Origin of the sequence: Sinorhizobium sp. KGO-5 (assembly GCF_036245905.1) — a bacterium.
Classification (GTDB): Bacteria; Pseudomonadota; Alphaproteobacteria; order Rhizobiales; family Rhizobiaceae; genus Sinorhizobium; species Sinorhizobium meliloti_A.
Genome location: NZ_BDIZ01000001.1, coordinates 1537038 through 1556049 on the forward strand (window position 1 = coordinate 1537038; position 19012 = coordinate 1556049).

Annotated in this window: 11 protein-coding genes and 1 pseudogene; 7 read left to right on the top strand and 5 right to left on the bottom strand. The window is 64.6% G+C overall.

The window, feature by feature from the left end:
* Positions 1–36 precede the first annotated feature (36 nt).
* Positions 37–2166: a TonB-dependent siderophore receptor gene (locus tag BHD07_RS07295; protein ID WP_100672062.1), complete on the bottom strand. Its 2130-nt coding sequence runs from the start codon at positions 2164–2166 to the stop codon at positions 37–39.
* 291 nt (positions 2167–2457) lie between these two features.
* Here BHD07_RS07295 and BHD07_RS07300 point away from each other — a divergent pair, with 291 nt between their 5' ends.
* Positions 2458–3354, top strand: a complete 897-nt coding sequence (locus BHD07_RS07300) for an alpha/beta hydrolase (RefSeq protein WP_338278734.1) — start codon at positions 2458–2460, stop codon at positions 3352–3354.
* A 29-nt stretch (positions 3355–3383) separates the two neighbouring features.
* Here BHD07_RS07300 and BHD07_RS07305 read toward each other — a convergent pair whose 3' ends face one another.
* From BHD07_RS07305 to BHD07_RS07320, 4 genes are all read right to left on the bottom strand, one after another.
* Entirely contained in the window at positions 3384–3944 is a 561-nt protein-coding gene (locus BHD07_RS07305) for a sigma-70 family RNA polymerase sigma factor (protein ID WP_338278736.1), read from the bottom strand.
* 144 nt (positions 3945–4088) lie between these two features.
* Positions 4089–4814 (bottom strand): 4'-phosphopantetheinyl transferase family protein, encoded by a 726-nt coding sequence (locus BHD07_RS07310; RefSeq protein WP_100672065.1) that lies wholly within the window; start codon positions 4812–4814, stop codon positions 4089–4091.
* Complete coding sequence (locus BHD07_RS07315) at positions 4815–6134, bottom strand: lysine N(6)-hydroxylase/L-ornithine N(5)-oxygenase family protein (protein WP_100672066.1); 1320 nt, start codon at positions 6132–6134, stop codon at positions 4815–4817.
* 22 nt (positions 6135–6156) lie between these two features.
* Positions 6157–10095, bottom strand: a complete 3939-nt coding sequence (locus tag BHD07_RS07320; RefSeq protein ID WP_338278741.1) for an amino acid adenylation domain-containing protein — start codon at positions 10093–10095, stop codon at positions 6157–6159.
* A 304-nt stretch (positions 10096–10399) separates the two neighbouring features.
* On the opposite strand from BHD07_RS07320, the gene BHD07_RS07325 reads away from it, so the two are divergent.
* The 6 genes and pseudogenes from BHD07_RS07325 to BHD07_RS07350 all read left to right on the top strand — a co-directional run bounded on the left by BHD07_RS07325 (position 10400) and on the right by BHD07_RS07350 (position 18995).
* On the top strand, positions 10400–11545 hold the full coding sequence (locus BHD07_RS07325; RefSeq protein WP_100672068.1) for a GNAT family N-acetyltransferase: 1146 nt from the start codon (positions 10400–10402) through the stop codon (positions 11543–11545).
* Positions 11545–12912 (top strand): MATE family efflux transporter, encoded by a 1368-nt coding sequence (locus tag BHD07_RS07330; protein ID WP_100672069.1) that lies wholly within the window; start codon positions 11545–11547, stop codon positions 12910–12912. The genes BHD07_RS07325 and BHD07_RS07330 overlap by 1 nt, the downstream gene beginning before the upstream one ends.
* A 16-nt stretch (positions 12913–12928) precedes the next feature.
* Positions 12929–14104, top strand: a complete 1176-nt coding sequence (locus tag BHD07_RS07335) for a PLP-dependent transferase (RefSeq protein WP_100672070.1) — start codon at positions 12929–12931, stop codon at positions 14102–14104.
* An 87-nt stretch (positions 14105–14191) separates the two neighbouring features.
* Positions 14192–15421: a diaminopimelate decarboxylase gene (gene lysA, locus BHD07_RS07340; RefSeq protein ID WP_100672071.1), complete on the top strand. Its 1230-nt coding sequence runs from the start codon at positions 14192–14194 to the stop codon at positions 15419–15421.
* A gap of 166 nt (positions 15422–15587) precedes the next feature.
* Complete coding sequence (locus BHD07_RS07345) at positions 15588–18344, top strand: DUF2339 domain-containing protein (protein ID WP_338279340.1); 2757 nt, start codon at positions 15588–15590, stop codon at positions 18342–18344.
* Positions 18341–18995: pseudogene (locus BHD07_RS07350) on the top strand (HD domain-containing protein). Before BHD07_RS07345 ends, BHD07_RS07350 begins: the two are co-directional and overlap by 4 nt.
* The last annotated feature ends 17 nt before the right edge of the window (positions 18996–19012 follow it).

A 19012-nucleotide genomic window follows, 5' to 3' on the forward strand; every position in this document is an offset into this window, starting at 1 on the left:
GCGGCGAATGCGGCTCCCCGTCTGTCCGCCTTTCGTCTACCAGCGATACTTCAGAGAGGCCGTGATGTTGCGGCCCTGGCCGAGATAGCAATAGCCGCTGTTGCAAACCGTGTCGCGCCGGTCGGCGATGTTGCGGACGGCGACGTTGCCGGTCAGGCCGTCGAACTCTTTGTCGAGCGCCCCGAAATCGTAGGTAAGGGAGGCATCCACATAGACGTTCGCCTTGTTCTTGCTGGTGTTTTCGATTTCGGCATAGTTTTCGCCGGTGAAGCGAAGTCCGGCGCCGACCGTCAGGCCGCTGGCGAACGTATCCTCCTGAAAGGTGTAGTCCGCCCACAGGCTGGCGGTATGCCGCGGCGTGACGGCAGGTGCATTGCCGACATTCTCGCCGGCGGTGACTTCGGAATTGTTATAGGTATAGGCTGCGATCAGATCGAGACCATCGGCGACATGCGCCCGCGCCTCCAGCTCGAGACCCTTGTTCGTGACCTCGCCAAGCGATTCATAGATGCCATTCAGGGGATCGACGGCGATCGGCTTGTTTTTCTCGACGAGATGATAAAGCGCTGCGGAGAGAAGAATGTCCGTGCCCGGCGGCTGATATTTCACGCCAAGCTCGAACTGTTCGCCCTCGGTCGGCTGCAGGATGCTGCCGCTTCGCGATTTCTCGGTCACGGGATCGAAGGAGGTCGCGTAATTGGCGAAAGGCGCAAGACCATTGTCGAAGAGATAGACGGTGCCGAGCTGAACGGAGAAGCCGTGCTTGTCGAGGCTCTCGGATGCCGTCGTTGCCGAGGGAACGTCGGTCGAATCCCTGTCCTGCTGCACCCACGTCTGCCGCCCGCCCAGCGTGAAGCGCCATTTGTCCAGTTCGATCTGGTCGAGGACATAGACCCCCAATTGGCGCATCCGGCTGTCGCTGAGGCTGCTATAGGCAGGCGTCGGACCGGAAACACCCCAGGTCGGGTTTTCGATGTCGAAATCGTAGGCCGGATCGGAACTGCCCGCACCGAAGCCAAAGGCGGATTTTACATTGCTGTAGTCTAGGCCGAGCATCGCGGTATGCAAAGCCGGGCCCGTATCGAACTTGTATTCAAGTTGGTTGTCGACCTGGAAGACGTCGAGCTCGTCGCCGAGCGAGTAGGGCGTGCGATGGCCAACCGTGCCCGTCCAATCCGTGATGCCGAGATAGCGCCCCCACAATTTCAGGTGGGAATAGCGCAGCTTCTGGCGGAAGGTAAGACCATTGTCGAATTCGTGTTCGAACCGGTAGCCGATCTGCTGCTGGCGGACTTTCTGGAAGTCGTAATCGGGGTCGCTGCCGCGCAGGTCGTGAATCCTACCGTCGGGGCCGATGACCGCGCCGACATCGACATCGGTCTCATCGGCCTGCGCTAGGCCGTAGATCGTGAAGGAGGTTGCCTCATCCGGCTTCCAGGTAAGAGCCGGCTGGATGAGGTAGCGGTCGTCGGCAATGTCGAAATTGGTCTCGCCTCGGCGCGCCAGACCAACGACGCGGTAGAGCAGGCCATCGTCGTTCTCGCTCAGCGGTCCGCCGAAGTCAAACATGCCCTGGATGCGATTCTCAGTGCCGTAGAGGACGCCGACTTCCCGGATCGTCTCTTCCGTCGGCATTTTCGAGGTCTTGTTTACGATGCCGCCGGGCGAGCCCGCGCCGTAAAGCACGGAGATCGGGCCCTTGATGACCTCGACCTGCTCCAGTGAATAGGGCTCGTTACGAAGCATGGCATAGCTGAGATAGGGCTGGCGCAGTCCGTCGCGATAGTCACCCGTCGTGGTGATGTCGTTGCCGCGGATGGTGATCTGCTCGAAACGCGGATCGAAACCGTATGAGCCGGTCACGACGCCGGCGGAATAGCGCACCGCCTCGATGATATCCTGCACGGCGCGCTTGTCGAGTTCCTCGCGGCTGATGAGAGAGACGGAGCGCGGCGTCTCGACCAGGGTCGTCGGGATCTTGGTCGCGCCGTCGACGACGATCGCATCCAGCTGCGTCGCGCCGCTTTGGGCCGCGCCGGGGACGGCCTCCTGCGCCGCCGCATTTCCGTTCACGGCCAGCACTGCGGCCAATGCGGTGGCGGTGCGCCAGACATGAGGCTTGTATCTTTTCAAGGTATTGAAGGCATTATCTGAATTCGGCTTCATTCGGTGTTCCACCCCCGCAGCTTTCGACAGTGATGGCGTACCCTATACAGCAGGATTCGCCGGCGTCAAGAATACATGACTAATTTAGTCACCTTTTTAGATTCGCCTGGAGATTGTGCGCTCGGCCCGGGTTTTGGATGCAATGGCGGTAGAAATTTTGCGGCATCGGGGCGGGCAATCCGTCCGCGTCTCAGCGAGCTTCGCCGCTCTTGCCAGGCTTCGATTCACATAATATGTCAATTTCAGTCAACTTTATCGGCATCGCCCTGCCGTCGGCCGTCCGGAGAGATCATGCCCCATTCATCATCCGAACTTGCCGCATCGCCCGTGGCGATCGCCGGTGCCACATTCGCCGATCTGACCTTGGGCGATGTCGACCAGCCGTACCGGATTTTTCTCTATCGTCCGGCGAGGCCGGCGCCGCCGGAGGGCTGGCCGGTTCTCTATCTCACGGACGGCAACGCCTGCTTCGCGACGGCCGTCGACGCTCAGAAGGTGCAGATGTCCTATCCGAGCGGGACGAACATCTGTGACGGCGTGATCGTGGCGATCGGCTACCCCTCCGACGAGGCTTACGATCCTGTGCGGCGTTCCTGGGACCTGAGCCCGCCGCCCGGTCGGACCTATCCGCCCTTCTTCCCGGATACGCCGGATGTCCGGACCGGGGGAGGGGCCGATTTTCTCTCGGCGATCGAAGACGAGTTGAAGTCCTGGGTCGAAAAGCAGGTACCGATCGACCGGTCTCGCCAGTCGCTTTTCGGCCATTCCTTCGGCGGTCTGTTCGTGCTCCACGCACTGTTTACCAGACCCCGGGCCTTCCGGCGCTGGATCGCGGCGAGCCCGGCGATCTTCTGGGAGGATGCGGCCATTCTCGTGACGGAACGGGCATTTCTGGAACGCGCAGACGTGCCGCCGGGCCTGGAGCTTCATCTTTCGGCCGGGCAATATGAGAGCGAGCGGTGCATCGCCCCCTTTCACAAGGGCAGGCCCGACGAGGGGCAGCGCCTCGCCCGAGCCCTGGAAACGCGAATCGTGGAATATGCTCGCGCCATGGCGGAACGTTGGGAAGCGTTGCCGGCACTCGCAGGCGTCGGCCGTTTCGAGGAATACGCCGGCGAAAACCACATGTCCGTTCTTCCCGTTGCGGTGAACCGGGCCGTGCAGATCGCCTTCCGCCAGGAAATGTAGCCGGTTCCGGCTTTCGGCGGGATCGGCCTTCATGATGTCTGCTTCGGCCGATAGCGACGGCTTTGGCTCGCTTCGGCCGACAGCGCGGCAAGGCAGCGGGTATGCGCTTCGCGCAGCAGGCCACAGACGAGCGCGCACGAAACGCCCGCCTCCCGGGCTATGGTCTTTTGCGGGACGTCCGCGAAATAATGGTCCTCGTAGAATTTTCGCGTGCGCGTCGGCATTGCCTCGACCACACAGCAGAATGCCCTGTAGGCTTCGGCTTCCCGCAGGCGTTCTTCCGGACTGCCGTAGGCGGTTGCGTTGCCGCCGACGTCCTCTTCCAGAAACAGGCCTCTCTCATAGCGCAGCCGCCGCATATGGTCAGTCGCCAGATTGCGTACCATCCGTATCACGTAAGAGATCGGCGCCGCTATGTCATGGTTGAGCGGCTTGGAGACGAGCTGCAGCAGGACGTCCTGGACGACGTCCTCAGCGATGACGGGGCAGCCGGTGATCCTGCGGGCGATGGAGAGGAGCTTGGGATAGGCCTCAAGAGCCGATTGGAGCTGTTCGTTGCACGTCGACTGCGGGTTGCTGTCGGCAATCATGTCGGGTCCCCGTTGAAATCATGGCTGTATTTCAATCTCCCCTTGTTTTTTCACGATAATTATAAAACATGATTCTTTTAGTCAAGATATTGATGAAGATGCAGAGCCTCACCGCTGTCGGTCAACATCTTTCGACCGGCCGCCTCATCGACGTTCTCTTCTGAGACGGTCGCCCGCGTGGTGATGGTGCCAGAGGGGCCTCTCGACCGGATTTTCGGTTGCGACGGCCCACAGGTGACCATAGTCCCGACCCGCATGGAATCGACATCCGCCGCCAGCCTCATTGGGACGGTTGCATGAATTCGAGATCGAACCTCCGGATTCGATCGTCACACGTCTGGGATCGTCGAGAAGACCACGACCGCTGCACTTCAAGACCGCCTCCTTGGCCACCCACCGGGCGAGAAAGGCAGTCGGTTGCTCCCCCGGAGGCAGCTGCCGGAGATCTGCCTCTTCCTCCTCGGAAAGAATGAGGGGCATGAGATCCCGCATCGCCGCCTCGCCATGTCCTTCGGCGCGTTCGATATCGATACCCACGCGACCGTTGAGACACACCGCGAGTGCGACGGTCCCCGTCGTGTGGGAAAGATTGAAATCGATCCCGGGATGGCCGGGCAGATAGGGCCGGCCCTCGGGCGACAGTGCAATGGCGAGAGCTTCTGGCGCGCAACCGATGACTTCGGCGAGGATATTTCGGCAAAGGACGCGACCTGCAACGAACAAGCGGGCCGCTTCGCTCGAGCGAAAAGCGGCCGCACGCTGCCTCTCTGCGAGGCTGAGTACGTTGTCGGGAGCGGGGCACCCGGTGCGCAAATGCAGGCAATGCAGTTCCACCCGCCCCTTCGCGCCTTCCAAGAGGGCCGCGGACACCTATTCGGCGGCCTGGCCCAGATGCGCCGGCAGCCTCGCCGGCCCGCCCTCGCTTTCCCACCGCACGACGGGGTCGATCTGCGTGAGATCGAAATGCTGCCGTCCGACCAGCGCATTGGCGATGACGGCGCTGCGCCAGGCGGCGAGGCTGAGCTGCGGTTCGGCGATCCCGTGGCTGTGGCGCCCGGCATTGAGCACGAAGATGCGGTTTTCCCGCGGACCGTCCCATGCGAGCGAGAAATCGCTCTCCAGCACCGGCTCGCCGAGCGAGTTGAACGCAATGCGATCTTCCAGCGAATGCAGGAATTCGGGAAGCACGAAGCGATAACCAGTGGCGAGCACCACCATGTCGACGGCCAGCGTCTCGATGTTCCCGTCGAAGCCGTTGCGCATGGTCAGGGAAATTCCGGAACCCTCCTGCTCGGCCGCGACGACGTCGCGGAAGGGGCGCAGTGAAATGCCGTGATCGACGCCCTGACCGGCCTCGAACTGCCGTTCATAGAGCCGGCGATAGAGCTTTTTCAGCGTCGAGGCGGAAACACCGTCGCTGGCGAGCACCTGCCGGCGCGTGTGGATGAGCCGCAACTCCTCCCGAAGGACATGGAAACGTTCCATGTAGCTCGGCGTGAAAAGCTCGTTGGTGAAGGGTGTGGCATCGAGCGGCTCGAAGTTCGGGCGGCGGCTGATCCAGTGCACCGCCGAAACATCGTTGCGCTCCATGAGTGCATCGACGATCTCCGCGCCGCTCTGACCTCCGCCGACGACGGCGATCCGCCCGGCCTTCACCTCGGTGAGCCGCGAGACGGCCTCGCTGCTGTGGAAGGTCATCGACTTCGGCAAAGCCTCGGCCCATGCCGGCCGGGACGGCAGCTTGCCGACACCGACGGCAAGGTTTTTCGCATGCACGGTCTCGTTGTCGGTGGCGATGGCGAAGCGGTCGCCGTCGAGATGCACGTCGCGCAGGCTGGTGCCGAAGCGGAGAGAAGAGAGGCCGCGCGCCACCCAGCCGAGATAGTCGGCGAATTCCTTGCGCGGCACCGCTTCATATTCCGCATTGATGAACTGATAGAAGCGCTTGTGCGCCACAAGATAGGCGAGGAAGCTCCAGGGGCTCGTCGGATTGGTGGCGGTCACCAGGTCCTTCAGGATGGAGGTCTGCATTTCCGCTCCCGGCAGCATCATGCCGGGATGCCAGGCGAAGGCGGCGCGCCGCTCGAAGAAGCGCACCGAAAGCTCGGGTATCGAATCGAGCTGAGCGGCAAGGCTGAGGTTGAACGGTCCGATACCGGCCCCGGCGAGGTCGAGCACATGGGAAGTCATGATGGAACTCCAGAATGAGGCATTAGAGGACGGAAGCCGAGAACGCCTGGTCCAGCCGACGGGCGAAACGCTGGTGGAACGGCGTCTTGCCGATGATCGTGAGATGGTTTGTGCCGGTGACGATCTCCGACGCGGTGGCGTTCGGCGAATAGCGGCGCCAGTCGATGACGTTGAGCGCGCGTGTGAGGGAGTCTTCCGCGGCAAAGGCATGAATGCGGAAATCGGACGGGGCGAGGCGGTAGTTGCGGAAGATCATCGCATTGTCGATGAGGATCCAGAACGTGTGCTCCTCCGAGCCGATATCCGGCCCATCTGTCGGCAGGGTGACGTTGTTCTTGACGATATGGGAGAGGAACTGTTCGTAGACCTCCGCATCCATGGCGGCAAAGAGGCGCTTCCAGTCCTCGCGCATCGGTGTTGTCATGAGCCATTGCTTCACGGCGGCATTGGTCCGCTCGCGAACATTCTCGGCGAAGCGCGGCATGACGCCGAGGGTGAACTCCTCGTCCATGTCGCACACGTCGACCATGCCGATCATGCGGAGATCGATGTCGGTGCCGAGCTGGCGCGCCGCCTCATAGGCCAGCAGGCCGCCCCAGGACCAGCCGAGAAAGGCGCAGGGCCGGCCCTGCGCCTGCCGGCGCACCGCCTCCGCATACCGCGCCGTGATGTCCTCGACACGGGTGCTCAGCGTTTTCGTCTCGGTTAGCGAGTAGCAGATGAAGCCGGTCGCCGGCTGGTCCGGGCCGAGATAGTCCACCAGCCGCATATATTCGCGGGTACTGACGAGAAGGCCGGGGAAGCAATAGAGCACCGGCTTTTCGCCGTTGCGGCGGAGATAGACGACATCGACACCCGCCTCATCGCGTCCGCCTTCGACGGCGAGTGCAAGGTCGCGGATGGTCGGGTGGTTGAACATGTCGGCAATCGACAGCGGCCATTCGGGATGGCGCATCTTCAAGCGCGAGACGATGCGCACCGCCGCCAGGGATTGCCCGCCGATGTCGAAGAAGTTCTCGGTCACGCCGATCTCGCCGATATCGAGAACATCCTGCCAGACCTCGCGGATCGCCGTCTCCTTGTCGGTTGCCGGCGAAACAAGCGCCCGTTCGATGCGCGGAGCGGGGAGGGCGGCGCGGTCCAGCTTGCTGTTCGGGCCCATGGGAAGGGCGTCGATGAGCATAATGGTCTGCGGCACCATATAGTCGGGCAGGGCGGCGACGGCCACGCGCCGCAGGTCGGTGGCGCTGAGCGCCTCGCCCTCACACGGCACCACATAGGCCACGAGGAAGCTGCGCCCGCCTTCACTGTGCAGCAGCACCACGGCCTCGGCGACGCGCCGGTCGGAGCGCAGCACGGCTTCGATCTCGCCCGGCTCTATGCGGAAACCGCGCAGCTTGATCTGATGATCGACGCGGCCGGCGAATTCGACGATGCCGTCCTCCCGCCAGCGGCCGAGGTCGCCGGACTTGTAGAGCCGTCCCGTCCCGGAGAACGGATCGGGGATGAAGCGGTCCGCCGTAAGCTCCGGCTGGCCGAGATAGCCGCGCGCGATGCCGCTGCCGCCGATATAGATCTCGCCAATGACGCCGACCGGCACGGGCGCGAGATCGGGGTCGAGCACATAGATGCGTCGGTCGCCGACGCCGCGGCCGATCGGCGCAACGGCGCCCTCGAAGCGCGTGCCGGCGGGAATCTTCCAGATCATCGGCGTCATGATCGTCTCGGTCGGACCGTAGCCGTTGATCAGCAGTTTTGCCTGGAGGTTTTCCGTGATCATGTCGAACACGGCCTGCGACAGCGCCTCGCCGCCGAAGGAATAGAGCCGCAGGCGCGGAATGTCGTTCTCCCCGGCATATTCGGCAAGGCCGCGCACATAGCTGGTCGGCAGGCTGGCATTATTGACGCCATGCCTGACCATCATGGCGAAGGCGTCTTCCGGCGTTGCCAGCCTATCGGGGGCGAGCACCACGCCGCCCCCGGCCATCAGGGGGACCATCCAGCGTTCATGGCCGCCATCGGAGGTGAAGGGCAGCACGGGATACTCGCAAGACTCCTCGCTCATTTCGTATATTCGGAGCGTGGCCTTGCAATGATGCGCCAGCGGCCCGTGTTCGACGGCAACGCCCTTCGGCACGCCGGTCGAGCCCGAGGTGTAGATCACATAGGCAAGCTGGTCCGGCGCAATGACCGTGGCCGGCGCGGTCTCGGCCTCGCCGGAAAGGTCGGTCGCGTCGAGATTGAGCATCGGCGTGCCGATGTCGCCCGGCAGGTTGGCGATATGCCGCGTGCGGGAAATGACGAGCGACAGGCCGGGCGCGGTGAGGATATGCCGGTTGCGCGCTTCGGGGTGATCCGGCTCGACCGGGGTGAAGGCGCCGCCCGATTTCAGCACGGCGAGAATGGCGACGATCGCATCGATCGACTTTTCGAGCGCCACGGCGACCCGCCTTTCCGGACCGATGCCTAGGGCGATCAGGCGATGGGCCAGCCGGTTGGCGGCGGTCTCGAGCTCGCCATGGGTGACCGAACGCTCGCCCTGAGCTACGGCGAAGGCATGCGGCCGGCGCCGGGCTTCGGCCGAAATGACCTCGTGGATGGGCGTGCCGTCATCGGGCGCGGGCGTATCCGGATAGGGTGCGGAAAGCCGGTCCAGCTCTTCGCGTGAAACGAAGGGGATGCATTTGATCGGCTCGTCCGGATGGCTGGCGAGCCGCGCCAGGGCAATCGCCAGATCATCGGCAAAACGGGCGACCGGCTTGCGATCGAGTTTCTGCGGATCGAAGCCGAAGCTGACGCCCAGCGTCTCGTCGGAAAGACGGCGGACGGTCACCACCAGCTCCGCATCCCGGCGGGCCGGCGGTTCGGCAATGGTGCGCACGCCGTCCATCCCGGCGAAGCGGAAGGGCGGGCGCACGTCGAGAAGCGTCCTGGCGAGGCTGGTCGTGTCGAAGGCTTCGTCACGGCGCAGCAGCGCGTCGGCCAGCGCTTCGAAGGGCACGGACCGTGCGGCGGCGGTCAAGATCTCCGTTTCGAAGGCGGCACGGGCATCCGCGAGCGTCATGTCGCCGCCAAGCGCGGCCGTCAGGATCAGCACATCCTCGCTGCGGGCGGCGACGGCGGGTGCGGAAGGCCGGGTGACGAGGCCGATGCGCTGCGCGCCGTAACCGGAATGCCGGCGGAGGGCGATCCCGAGGGCGCCGAGAACGCGGCGTGTCGTTTCGTCGATCGACTGTTCTCGGGAGACGGGCAGTACCAGTAGGTGTTCGGCCCAGGTCTCCTCAAGGCGATCCTGCCCCGTCGCGGCCTGCGGAGCCAATACGGCAACGCTGTCCTGCGCCGTCAGCCGTTGGAACCAGAAATCGACCAGAGCCTGCGCCGGAACGCGCGACGCACCGTTTCTGGCCATCCAGCCCGCAACGGCTCCGCCGTCCGTAGCCGCGGGGGCCTCCCCACCGAGAAAGCGAAGGAAATCTGTCGCGAGAAGGTCGAGCGTCGCCGTATCGGCCAGCACGGCATGCAGCGAAAACACCGCGCCGACGGCCAGACCGTTCTCCGTGGCAAGGATGAAGCGTGCCGGATTGCCGCCCGCAAGATCGACCGGGCGGTTCCTTTCCGCCGCGGCGGCCTCGGACAGCACCCTGTCGGGATCGCCCGCGCCAGCCACTTCCAGCACGGCGACGGCCTCGCCGCTCGTCCGCACCTGCTGCACCGCGCCGCCGGCGCGCGCTTCGAAACGCGTGGTGACCAGGGGGTGGCGTCGCGACAGGAGGGCCAGTGCCTCGCGCGCCGTCGCAAGGGCGACCGGCGGGAAGGTAACGCCGAGAATTTGCCGCCCGTAGACGGCTTCGTTGCCCGTCTCCGACAAGAGCCAGATTCGCGATTGCGCCGGCGAAAGCGAACATTTCGCTACGGGAGCGAAGTCGTTTGCCGCCTTGGCGTTCCGATCATGAATTGTCATTTCTTCGCCGTTCTCTCGATGGAATCGAAATGTATTATGTGGCGCGAATATAGGTATAGTATCGGCTTCGTGATTTTCGCGATCGTGAAGCTCTTTTGCCCTATATGCGCGCTTTTAGCGCGCCGATCGACTGTCGTCCGGCCAGCCGTTACATCGACGCCAACCAATGACGAATGAGCCGCGCGCGAATTCAGAAAAAAAGCTGAAAATAATCTGAATTCGACGTGGCCTCATTCGTCATTGTCGAACCATCGGCCGCGCGTGGACCGCTGGCCGGCCCCGCGTTTCGAAAGTGGAGAAGACCATGAATGCCTATGTCGCCGTCAGCGAAACGATGGGGGAGAAGCCCGATGGCCTTGAGTTGCCGGCGACGGGAGCGCTCAGTCACACGCTTGCTTACGGACAGCCGCTTCGTGTCCTGCCGAGCGAGGCTCCTGGCGGCTTTCGCGTCGAGCACGAGGGAGAAGAGGTGGCGTCGGGCTCGCTCTCCAGCCCGTCCGCCCGCCTGCTGGCCTTCCAGGCTTTGCCGGTCTCGCAGGTTGCTGCCGCCGATATCGTCGGCGCCGTTCTGGAATCGGTCCTCGCCTGCAATCCGGCGTTGAGCGCCGTTGAGGTGGAGTTTGCCGATGGCAGTTTCGTGCAGGACCTCCTTCGCACCGGCGCGCTCGAACGCCATGGCGAGCGGCTGCTCGCGCGGCCGGAAACCTTCTTCCAACTGGCAAGGCCGTGGCTCGGAGGCGTTCCCGCCGCCTATCCCGAAGCTGTGACGCTGACGAACGGCGCGCTTCATCCGCAGCGCCCGCCGAAACCCGCGGGCCGCGTCTATAGCCGCTTCATTCCCTGGTTGAACACTGACCTCGCCTTCCATGTCGCCGATGTCGAGGCGGATCTGCCGCATTTCCATCGCTGGATGAACGATTCCCGCGTGGCGGCGATTTGGGAGGACAATGGCGAACTCTCTTACCATCGAGATTTCATCGCCGGCCGCCTTGCCGATCCGCGCACGCTGCCCTTGGTCGGAACCTTCGGCGGCGTGCCCTTCGGCTACTTCGAACTCTACTGGGCCAAGGAGGACCGGATTGGCCCGCATTACGAGGCCGATGGTTATGATCGCGGCTGGCATGTGGCGATCGGCGAGGACGATTTCCGTGGCAAGGCGTTCGTCAGCGCCTGGCTGCCCTCGCTGATGCATTACATGTTCCTCGCCGATGCGCGCACCCGCCGCATCGTCGGCGAGCCGATCCACCACCACCGCCAGCAGATCCGCAATCTGGACCGTTCCGGCTTCGCCAAAGTCAAGCACGTCCAGTTCCCTCATAAGAAGGCGCTTCTCGTCATGCTGCTGCGCGAGCGCTTTTTCATGGATCGGCTGCTTTTTCCCGATCTCACTGGCCTCGGCGGGCCGGACGGCCTGCCCGCCCTCGGATCGCTCGCCCGAGACGCCGCGTGATGAAAACCGCCGTGGACTTGAACGATCCGCGCCTCGTGCGGCTCGTTCTGGCGGTCGCGCTGCCGGCGGTGGCAGGCCTTGCCGCCAATGCCGGGCATCATGCGGTGAACGCGCTCTTCCTCGGCGCCCTCGGGCCGGAAGTGCTTGGAGGCGTCGGCCTCGTCATGCCGCTTTTTCTCCTGGTGGGCGCCACCGGCCAAGGGCTCGGCATCGGCCTCGCGACGCTTTTGGCGCGCCGACTCGGCGCCGGCGACCGCACGGGGGCAGCGGCCGTCGCGGTGACGGCGCTTGCGGCGACGATGCCCCTCGGCATCACCCTCTCCGTACCGATTTATCTCGGCTTACCGGCGTTTGCCGGCGCGCTCGGGCCAAGCGAGGCTCTGCTCGCGCCAGCCCTCGCTTACGGCCGTATGCTCGCACTCGGACTGACGCTCGGGCTGTTGCAGGTGGTCTGCGACTTCATCGCGATTGCCGAAGGCAATTCGCGCTTTTCCATGATCGTGCTGATCGCAAGCTTCGCACTCAACGTCGTGCTCGACCCGATCTTCATCTTCGCCTTCGATCTTGGCGCCGCCGGCGCGGCTCTCGCCACGCTGCTTTCCGCAACGGCGGCGCTGGCCTGCTATGCCGTCTATTTCCTGCGCAGATGGGGCAAAGTCGATCTTCTCGGCGGTAAAATCCGCTGGTCCCTGCTGGGGCCGATCGGGAAAATCGGCGTGCCCGCCGCCGCGACGACGCTCGCCACCGGCGTCGCCCTCCTCGTCCTGATGCGAGAGTCGGCGGTCCATGGCGGCGATACCGGCGTTGCGGCGACCGCCATCGCCGTGCGGATGATGACGCTCGGGCAGCTTCCCGTGCTCGGCTTCTGCCTTGGCGCGCAGAGCGTCGTGAGCCATGCCTTCGGCGCGGGCGATGCCGCGCGGCTGAAGAGCGTCATACGCTTCATGCTGGCCCTGACGATCCCGGCGACATTTCTCTATGCGGCGCTGCTGTTCTTTGCGGCTGAACCGGTCGCGCGGCTCTTTACCGGCGACCCCGCGGTTGTCGCCGAGGCCGCAACTTGGTTGCGCGCGCTCTTCCCGGTCTTTCCGCTGGCCGCGTTCCAGTCCGTGCTGCTCGTGCTGCTGCAATCGCGGGGGAGAGCCGGGCTTTCGGCCCTCGTCGGGCTCGCGCCGCAAGGCTACCTGCTCATTCCGCTCCTTATTATCCTGCCGCTATGGGCCGGCTTCGCCGGCGTTGCTGTCGCGCCTGCGGCGGCAGCCGTCCTGGCCGCCGTGCTCGGCCTTTTTGTCGCCCGGCACGAATGGTCCGCCATACCCCGAGCGATGGCCCCGCGTCTCGCCGATCCATCTATCGGCCCTTCCTGACATAAGAGGAAACACCATGAACGAGCCCCTGAAAGTCGACGCCTATCGCAATGCCGAGGCGCTGCTGCCGCAACGCGACGATCCGTTCGATGCCGCCGTGCCGCCGATCTACCAGACATCGCTCTTCCTCTTCGACAGCTACGAGGAACTGGAGGACGTCTTTGCCGGCCGCTCGAAGAAGCCGATCTATTCGCGCGGCGACAATCCGACCGTGCGCCTGCTGGAGCGCCGCATCGCGGATATGGAGGGCGCGGAGGATGCCCGCGCCTTTTCCAGCGGCATGGCGGCGATCGCCGCCGCGGTGCTCGCCTTCGTCGGCCCGGGCGACCGCATCGTTACTGTGCGGCACGTCTATAGCGATGCCTTCCGCTTCTTCGAGAAGGTGCTGAAGCGCTTCGGAATCCTCGTCGACTATGTCGACGGCACCGATACGGAGGCGATGGTCGCCGCGCTGGCCGGCGCCCGCCTCGCATATCTGGAAAACCCGACCTCCATGGTCTTCGAACTGCAGGATCTGAAGGCGATCGGCGAGGCCGCCCGCCGTCACGGCGTCGTGACCATCGTCGACAATTCCTGGGCGACGCCGCTCTACCAGAACCCGCTCGATTTCGGAATTGATCTCGTCATTCACGCGGCGTCAAAGTATCTCGGCGGGCAAAGCGATACGGTTGCCGGCCTCGTCGCCGGCTCGAAGGCGCATATCGACCGGATCAATGGCGAGATCTATCCCTATACCGGCGCGAAACTCGCACCCTTCGAAGCCTGGCTGGTACTGCGCAATCTCGAAACCCTGCCGTTCCGCATGCGCCATCACCACGAGGCTGGCCTTGCCGTGGCTTCCTGGCTCCAGGCGCATGAGGATCTGACCGGCGTCTTGCATCCGGCTTTCTACGACCATCCCGGAAAGGCCGCCTTCCGCGGCTTCGGCGGCCTGTTCTCCTTCACGGTCTCGGACGGCATAGACGTGGCGGCCTTCGTCAATGCGCTGCGCCTGGTGCGCATCGGGGTGAGCTGGGGCGGGCCGGAAAGCCTCGTCGTGCCGGCCAAGGCTGCGCTCAGCATCTCGCCGGAAACCAATGTGTTCGCCCGCTTCGGCGTTAGCGATCGCACGATCCGCCTGAATGTCGGGTTGCATTCTGCGGAAAGAGTCATCGCCGATCTGGATCAAGCCTTGCGGGCGGCGAAACGCTAGACCGGGCGATATGCTTCCGCACCATGCCCGGAGCGGTGCAGCCCCGCCACTCCGCTCCCCGACATTACTCCAATTTCCAGAGACACCATGCCCCTCTCGAACGAAACGCTGATCTCGCTTGCCGGCGAATACGGTACGCCGCTCTGGGTCTACGACGCCTCGGCCCTCCGCCGCCGCATCGCGCAGCTCTCCGCCTTCGATGTCGTGCGCTATGCGCAAAAAGCCTGTTCGAACATTCATGTCCTTGACGAGATGCGCAAGGCCGGTGTGCGGGTCGACGCCGTCTCGCTCGGGGAAATCGAGCGGGCGAAGCGGGCCGGCTTTGCCGTCGGCAATATCTCGGGCACGGCGGACGTCGTTTTCACTGCCGATCTGCTCGACCGCGCTACCCTCGAGCGCGTCGTCGCCGATGGGATAGAGGTCAATGCCGGCTCCATCGACATGCTGCGGCAACTCGGTGAACGCTCGCCGGGCCATCGCGTCTGGCTGCGCCTCAATCCGGGTTTCGGGCACGGCCACAGCAACAAGACCAATACCGGTGGAGAAAGCAGCAAGCACGGGATCTGGTTCGAGCAGTTGCAGGATGCCATGGCGCTTGTGCGCCGCCATGCGCTGACGCTCGTCGGCCTTCACATGCACATCGGCTCGGGTGTCGATTACGGTCACCTGCAACGGGTTTGCGGGGCAATGGTGGACCTCTGCCGCAATCTGGGCGCCGATATCGAAGCCGTCTCCGCCGGCGGCGGCCTCTCCGTACCTTACCGGGAGGAGGAAGAGGAGATCGAGCCCGCCCACTATTTTTCGCTCTGGAATACGGCGCGGCTGGAGATCGAGGCGCAAGTCGGACACGCCGTCAGGCTCGAAATCGAGCCCGGCCGCTACCTTGTTGCCGACTCCGGCGTGCTCGTCTCGGAGGTCCGCGCCGTCAAGACCATGGGGCGGAACCGCTTCGTGCTCGTCGATGCCGGTTTCAGCGAACTAGCCCGGCCCGCCATGTATGGCAGCTACCACCGCATTTCCGCCATTCCGGAGCGGACTCAAATGCTGCCGTCGATCATCGCCGGCCCCCTTTGCGAATCCGGCGACGTCTTCACCCAGACCGAAACCGGGACGGTGCTGCCCCGCGACCTCCCCGAAGTCGAGGTCGGCGATCATCTGGTTTTCCATGGCGCCGGCGCCTATGGCGCGACGATGTCGTCGAACTACAACAGCCGGCTTTATGCACCGGAGGTGCTCGTCGAAGAGTCCAGGCACACCTTGATCCGCCGCCGCCAGACGTTGGACGAACTGCTGACGCTCGAAACCGGTTTGCCGTGACGCGCACTTCAACGAGCGTCATCCCGCCATGTCGGGAAATCCCTTGAGGGGGGAACGGAGCTCGTCGGCATAAATCCGCGGATATCTGCCGCAGGATATTTTCGGCGCCCGTTTCGCGCTAACGTTGTCCGAATCGATCCTGATCGTGGTGATGCCGGGGGAACTGATGCTCGAGGCCATAGCTCTTCTAGCCTTCGTGATGGCGCTCGCTGCTTTCCTCGGCGGCCGCCGGACGGCCGAGCGCCTTGACCGTGAAATCGAGAGCCTGAAGGCGGAACTCGCGCGGCTCGGGAGAGAGTCGACGGAACAGGGCTCCCCGGATATCGAATCCGTGAGGACTGAGGCTGACGTTGCGAAGGCTGCCGAGCCCGAGGCGATGGCCGACGGTCCATGGGCGCGGGCGCGGCAGGACGCTCACACCGTTGCTGACGAAACCAGGGGTGCTGCCGAAAGCCTCGACGAGGAGGCCGCGCCACCGGCGGTACCCTCGGCTGCGGCAGCGCGGACCGAGAGCCTGGAGAGCCGGATCGGCGGGAGGTGGCCGGTCTGGGTCGGGGGGCTCGCCTTGGCGCTCGGCGGCTATTTCCTCGTGCAGTATTCGATCGATGCCGGCTTGCTGAGCCCCACGGTCCGCTTGACCCTCGCCGCTCTCTTCGGGGTCGCGCTCGGAGCAACAGGCGAGGTGATCCGCCGGCGCGCCGTGCCTGCTGTCGCGGACCGCTTCCGCAACGCGATGATACCGGGCGTTCTGACCGCTGCCGGCGCCGTCACCCTGTTTGGCGTCGTCTATGCCGCCTATGGCATCTACGGCTTCATCGGCACTGCAGCCGCTTTCATTCTGCTGGCGGTGATTTCGCTTGCGACGGTGGGGCTGTCGCTGCTGCACGGTCAGGCATTTGCCGGCCTCGGTCTTCTCGCATCGCTTCTGACGCCCCTGTTCGTCTCCAGCGGAGAGCCGCGCCCCTGGGTGTTGTTCGGCTTCCTCGCGGCCGCATGGCTCGCCACGCTTGCCGCGTCGCGTCTGCGCCGCTGGTCGGTCGTTCCGACGCTTGCCAATGCCGGCCTCGGCCTCTGGGGCCTTGCCTATGTAGCGCTCGCGACGCCTTTCGAGGCGCCTCCGGTTACCTTCGCGCTCCTGGTGATGATCGCCGGTGTCGCACTGATCTGGCCGGGCCTCGGCGACCGGGACGCGGAGCCGAGCGGAGCGCCGGCGGCGGGCGCCTGGGAGCGGCTCTTCAAGCCGCCCCGACTTGCCATCTCCATCTCGGCGGCGATCGTCGCAGCCGTTCTCGCGCTGCTGTTCATCAGCCCGACCGTCGACGCCCAGCGTTTCCCGGTGACCGAATTCGTGGTCGTCGTCGCGGCGCTTGCCGCTGCAGGCTCCTTGCGTCCAAACGCGGTCTATGGGGCACTGCTCGCCGCCTTCGGTGCCATCGCAGGCACCTGGAGCTTGACTGCGCTCAGTGGTGTTCTGTCCTATCTCGATCCGTCTTTGGCCGATTTGCCGCCCGAGATCGTCGTCCCTGGCCGCACGGCCATGCTGAGCGCCATGATACTTTCGGCGCTCTTCGTCCTCTTCGGCGCCCTCGTGCTTGCCCGGCGCCCGGCGGGGAATCGGCCATTCGTCGTTCTTTGGGCAGGTCTCGCCGCGGCAGTGCCAAATGCGCTTCTGGCCATGTCGTTCCTGATGACGGGCAATTTCACCTTCGACCTGCCGCATGGCCTCGCCGCCTTCGCCGGCGGGCTGTTCCTTCTCGCGCTGGTCGAATGGCTCGATCGCCGCGGCACAGAGGCGGGGGAAGCCGACGTTCCCGGCGGTCTGCTGGCGCTCGGCTCCTTCGGTCTTCTCGTCATCGGGCTTCACGCCTGGACCGACGGCCTGGTGACGACACTGGCGATCGCCTTCCTCGGGGCCGCATACAGCTTCGCGACGCGTCTTCGCTCCTGGCCGGTTCTTCCCTGGGTGACGGTCGCCGGCGCGGTCGTCGTTCTCGCGCGGATCGCCTGGGAGCCGACGATCGTCGGGCCGGGCAGCCTCGGAACGGTGCCGGTCTTCAATGCGCTGCTCCCGGGCTACGGCATCCCGGCGCTGTTGCTCGTCGCCTCCGCCTATTTCCTGAGGACCTTGCCGGATGTGCGGGTGCGCAACCTGCTGCAGGCGCTGGCGAGCCTTTTCGTGCTTCTGACGGTCGCGATCCTCGTTCGCCACGCGATGAACCGCGGCGTGCTCGACAGTTCCGTCCCGACACTCGGTGAGCAGGCGATCTACACGCTTCTCGCGATCGGCGCCTCCGGGATATTCATGACCCTCGACGGGAGGTCGCCGAGTCCGGTGTTCCGCTATGGCGGCATGGCGCTCGGGGTCCTGTCGATGCTTTCCGTGCTTGCCGCCCACCTCGTCGGCCTGAACCCGTATTTCAGCGGCGAACTGCTTGGAAGCGTTCCCTTCTTCGATCTGCTCCTCATCGGGTATCTGCTCCCCGCCATCGGCTATGCGGGGCTTGCCCGGTATGCGCGGGGCCGTCGCCCGCTGCCCTATGTGGCGGCGCTCGCCGTCAGTGGCGCCGTTCTCGCCTTCGCCTGGGCGAGCCTCAGTGTGCGCCGTTTCTGGCAAGGGCAGAACGTCGCCGATTGGAAGGGCTTCCTGCAGGGTGAGACCTACACCTATTCGGTGGTCTGGCTGGTTCTCGGCGTGCTGCTTCTCGTGGTCGGCTCGCGCATGAATGCCAAGAGCATCCGTATCGCCTCGGCGGTGCTGGTCTTCATCGCCGTGCTCAAGGTATTCCTGGTCGACATGTCCAATCTCGAAGGCTTTCTGCGGGCGCTGTCCTTCATCGGCCTGGGGGCGGTACTGATCGGTATCGGGCTCTTCTACCAGAAGATATTGTCGAGCAGCGCTGGCAACGGAGCTCACCGCGCATGAGCCGACTTCCTGCACTCGCGGCCGCCTTCGCACCCCATGACCGGCTCGCCGGCGAACTCCTCCCGCATGCCTTCGCCGCGGACGATGGTTCCCATGACGCCTCGCATCTCATCCGAGTCTGGAAAAACGCTCTCCGCATCCAGTCGGAGGAGGGTGGCAACACCCGCCTGCTGGCCGCCGCCGTGCTGCTGCACGACTGCGTGTCGGTCGAGAAAAATTCCCCACAGCGTGCAGCGGCTTCTCGGCTGGCGGCCGAAAAGGCGTCCGAAATCCTCGAGAGGCTCGGCTGGAGTGCGGCCGATATCACATCCGTCGCCCACGCCGTTCTGACACACAGCTTTTCGGCCAATCTGCCGCCGGAAACGCTGGAGGCGCAGATTCTGCAGGATGCCGATCGGCTCGATGCCATCGGCATGGTCGGCGCTGCCCGCTGCTTTTACATCGCCGGGCGCATGAACAGCGCGCTTTATGATCCCCTCGATCCCCTGGCCGAAGCCCGCCCGCTCGACGACAAGGCTTTCGCGATCGACCATTTCGAGGCGAAGCTCTTCCGCCTGGCGAAGAATTTTCAGACCGCAGCGGGGCGGCGGCTGGCTGTCGAGCGGCAGGAGCGGCTTCGGCGTGCTTGCCATGATGCTGGATGAAATCTAAAAGCTTCAATGGGTTGG

Excerpts from the sequence above, each read along its gene's own strand:
- BHD07_RS07295 (WP_100672062.1), bottom strand. The coding sequence starts at position 2,166 with ATGAAGCCGAATTCAGATAATGCCTTCAATACCTTGAAAAGATACAAG.
- BHD07_RS07330 (WP_100672069.1), top strand. The coding sequence starts at position 11,545 with ATGAAAACCGCCGTGGACTTGAACGATCCGCGCCTCGTGCGGCTCGTT.
- BHD07_RS07325 (WP_100672068.1), top strand. The coding sequence starts at position 10,400 with ATGAATGCCTATGTCGCCGTCAGCGAAACGATGGGGGAGAAGCCCGAT.
- lysA (WP_100672071.1), top strand. The coding sequence starts at position 14,192 with ATGCCCCTCTCGAACGAAACGCTGATCTCGCTTGCCGGCGAATACGGT.
- BHD07_RS07345 (WP_338279340.1), top strand. The coding sequence starts at position 15,588 with ATGCTCGAGGCCATAGCTCTTCTAGCCTTCGTGATGGCGCTCGCTGCT.
- BHD07_RS07305 (WP_338278736.1), bottom strand. The coding sequence starts at position 3,944 with ATGATTGCCGACAGCAACCCGCAGTCGACGTGCAACGAACAGCTCCAA.
- BHD07_RS07335 (WP_100672070.1), top strand. The coding sequence starts at position 12,929 with ATGAACGAGCCCCTGAAAGTCGACGCCTATCGCAATGCCGAGGCGCTG.
- BHD07_RS07320 (WP_338278741.1), bottom strand. The coding sequence starts at position 10,095 with ATGACAATTCATGATCGGAACGCCAAGGCGGCAAACGACTTCGCTCCC.
- BHD07_RS07300 (WP_338278734.1), top strand. The coding sequence starts at position 2,458 with ATGCCCCATTCATCATCCGAACTTGCCGCATCGCCCGTGGCGATCGCC.
- BHD07_RS07315 (WP_100672066.1), bottom strand. The coding sequence starts at position 6,134 with ATGACTTCCCATGTGCTCGACCTCGCCGGGGCCGGTATCGGACCGTTC.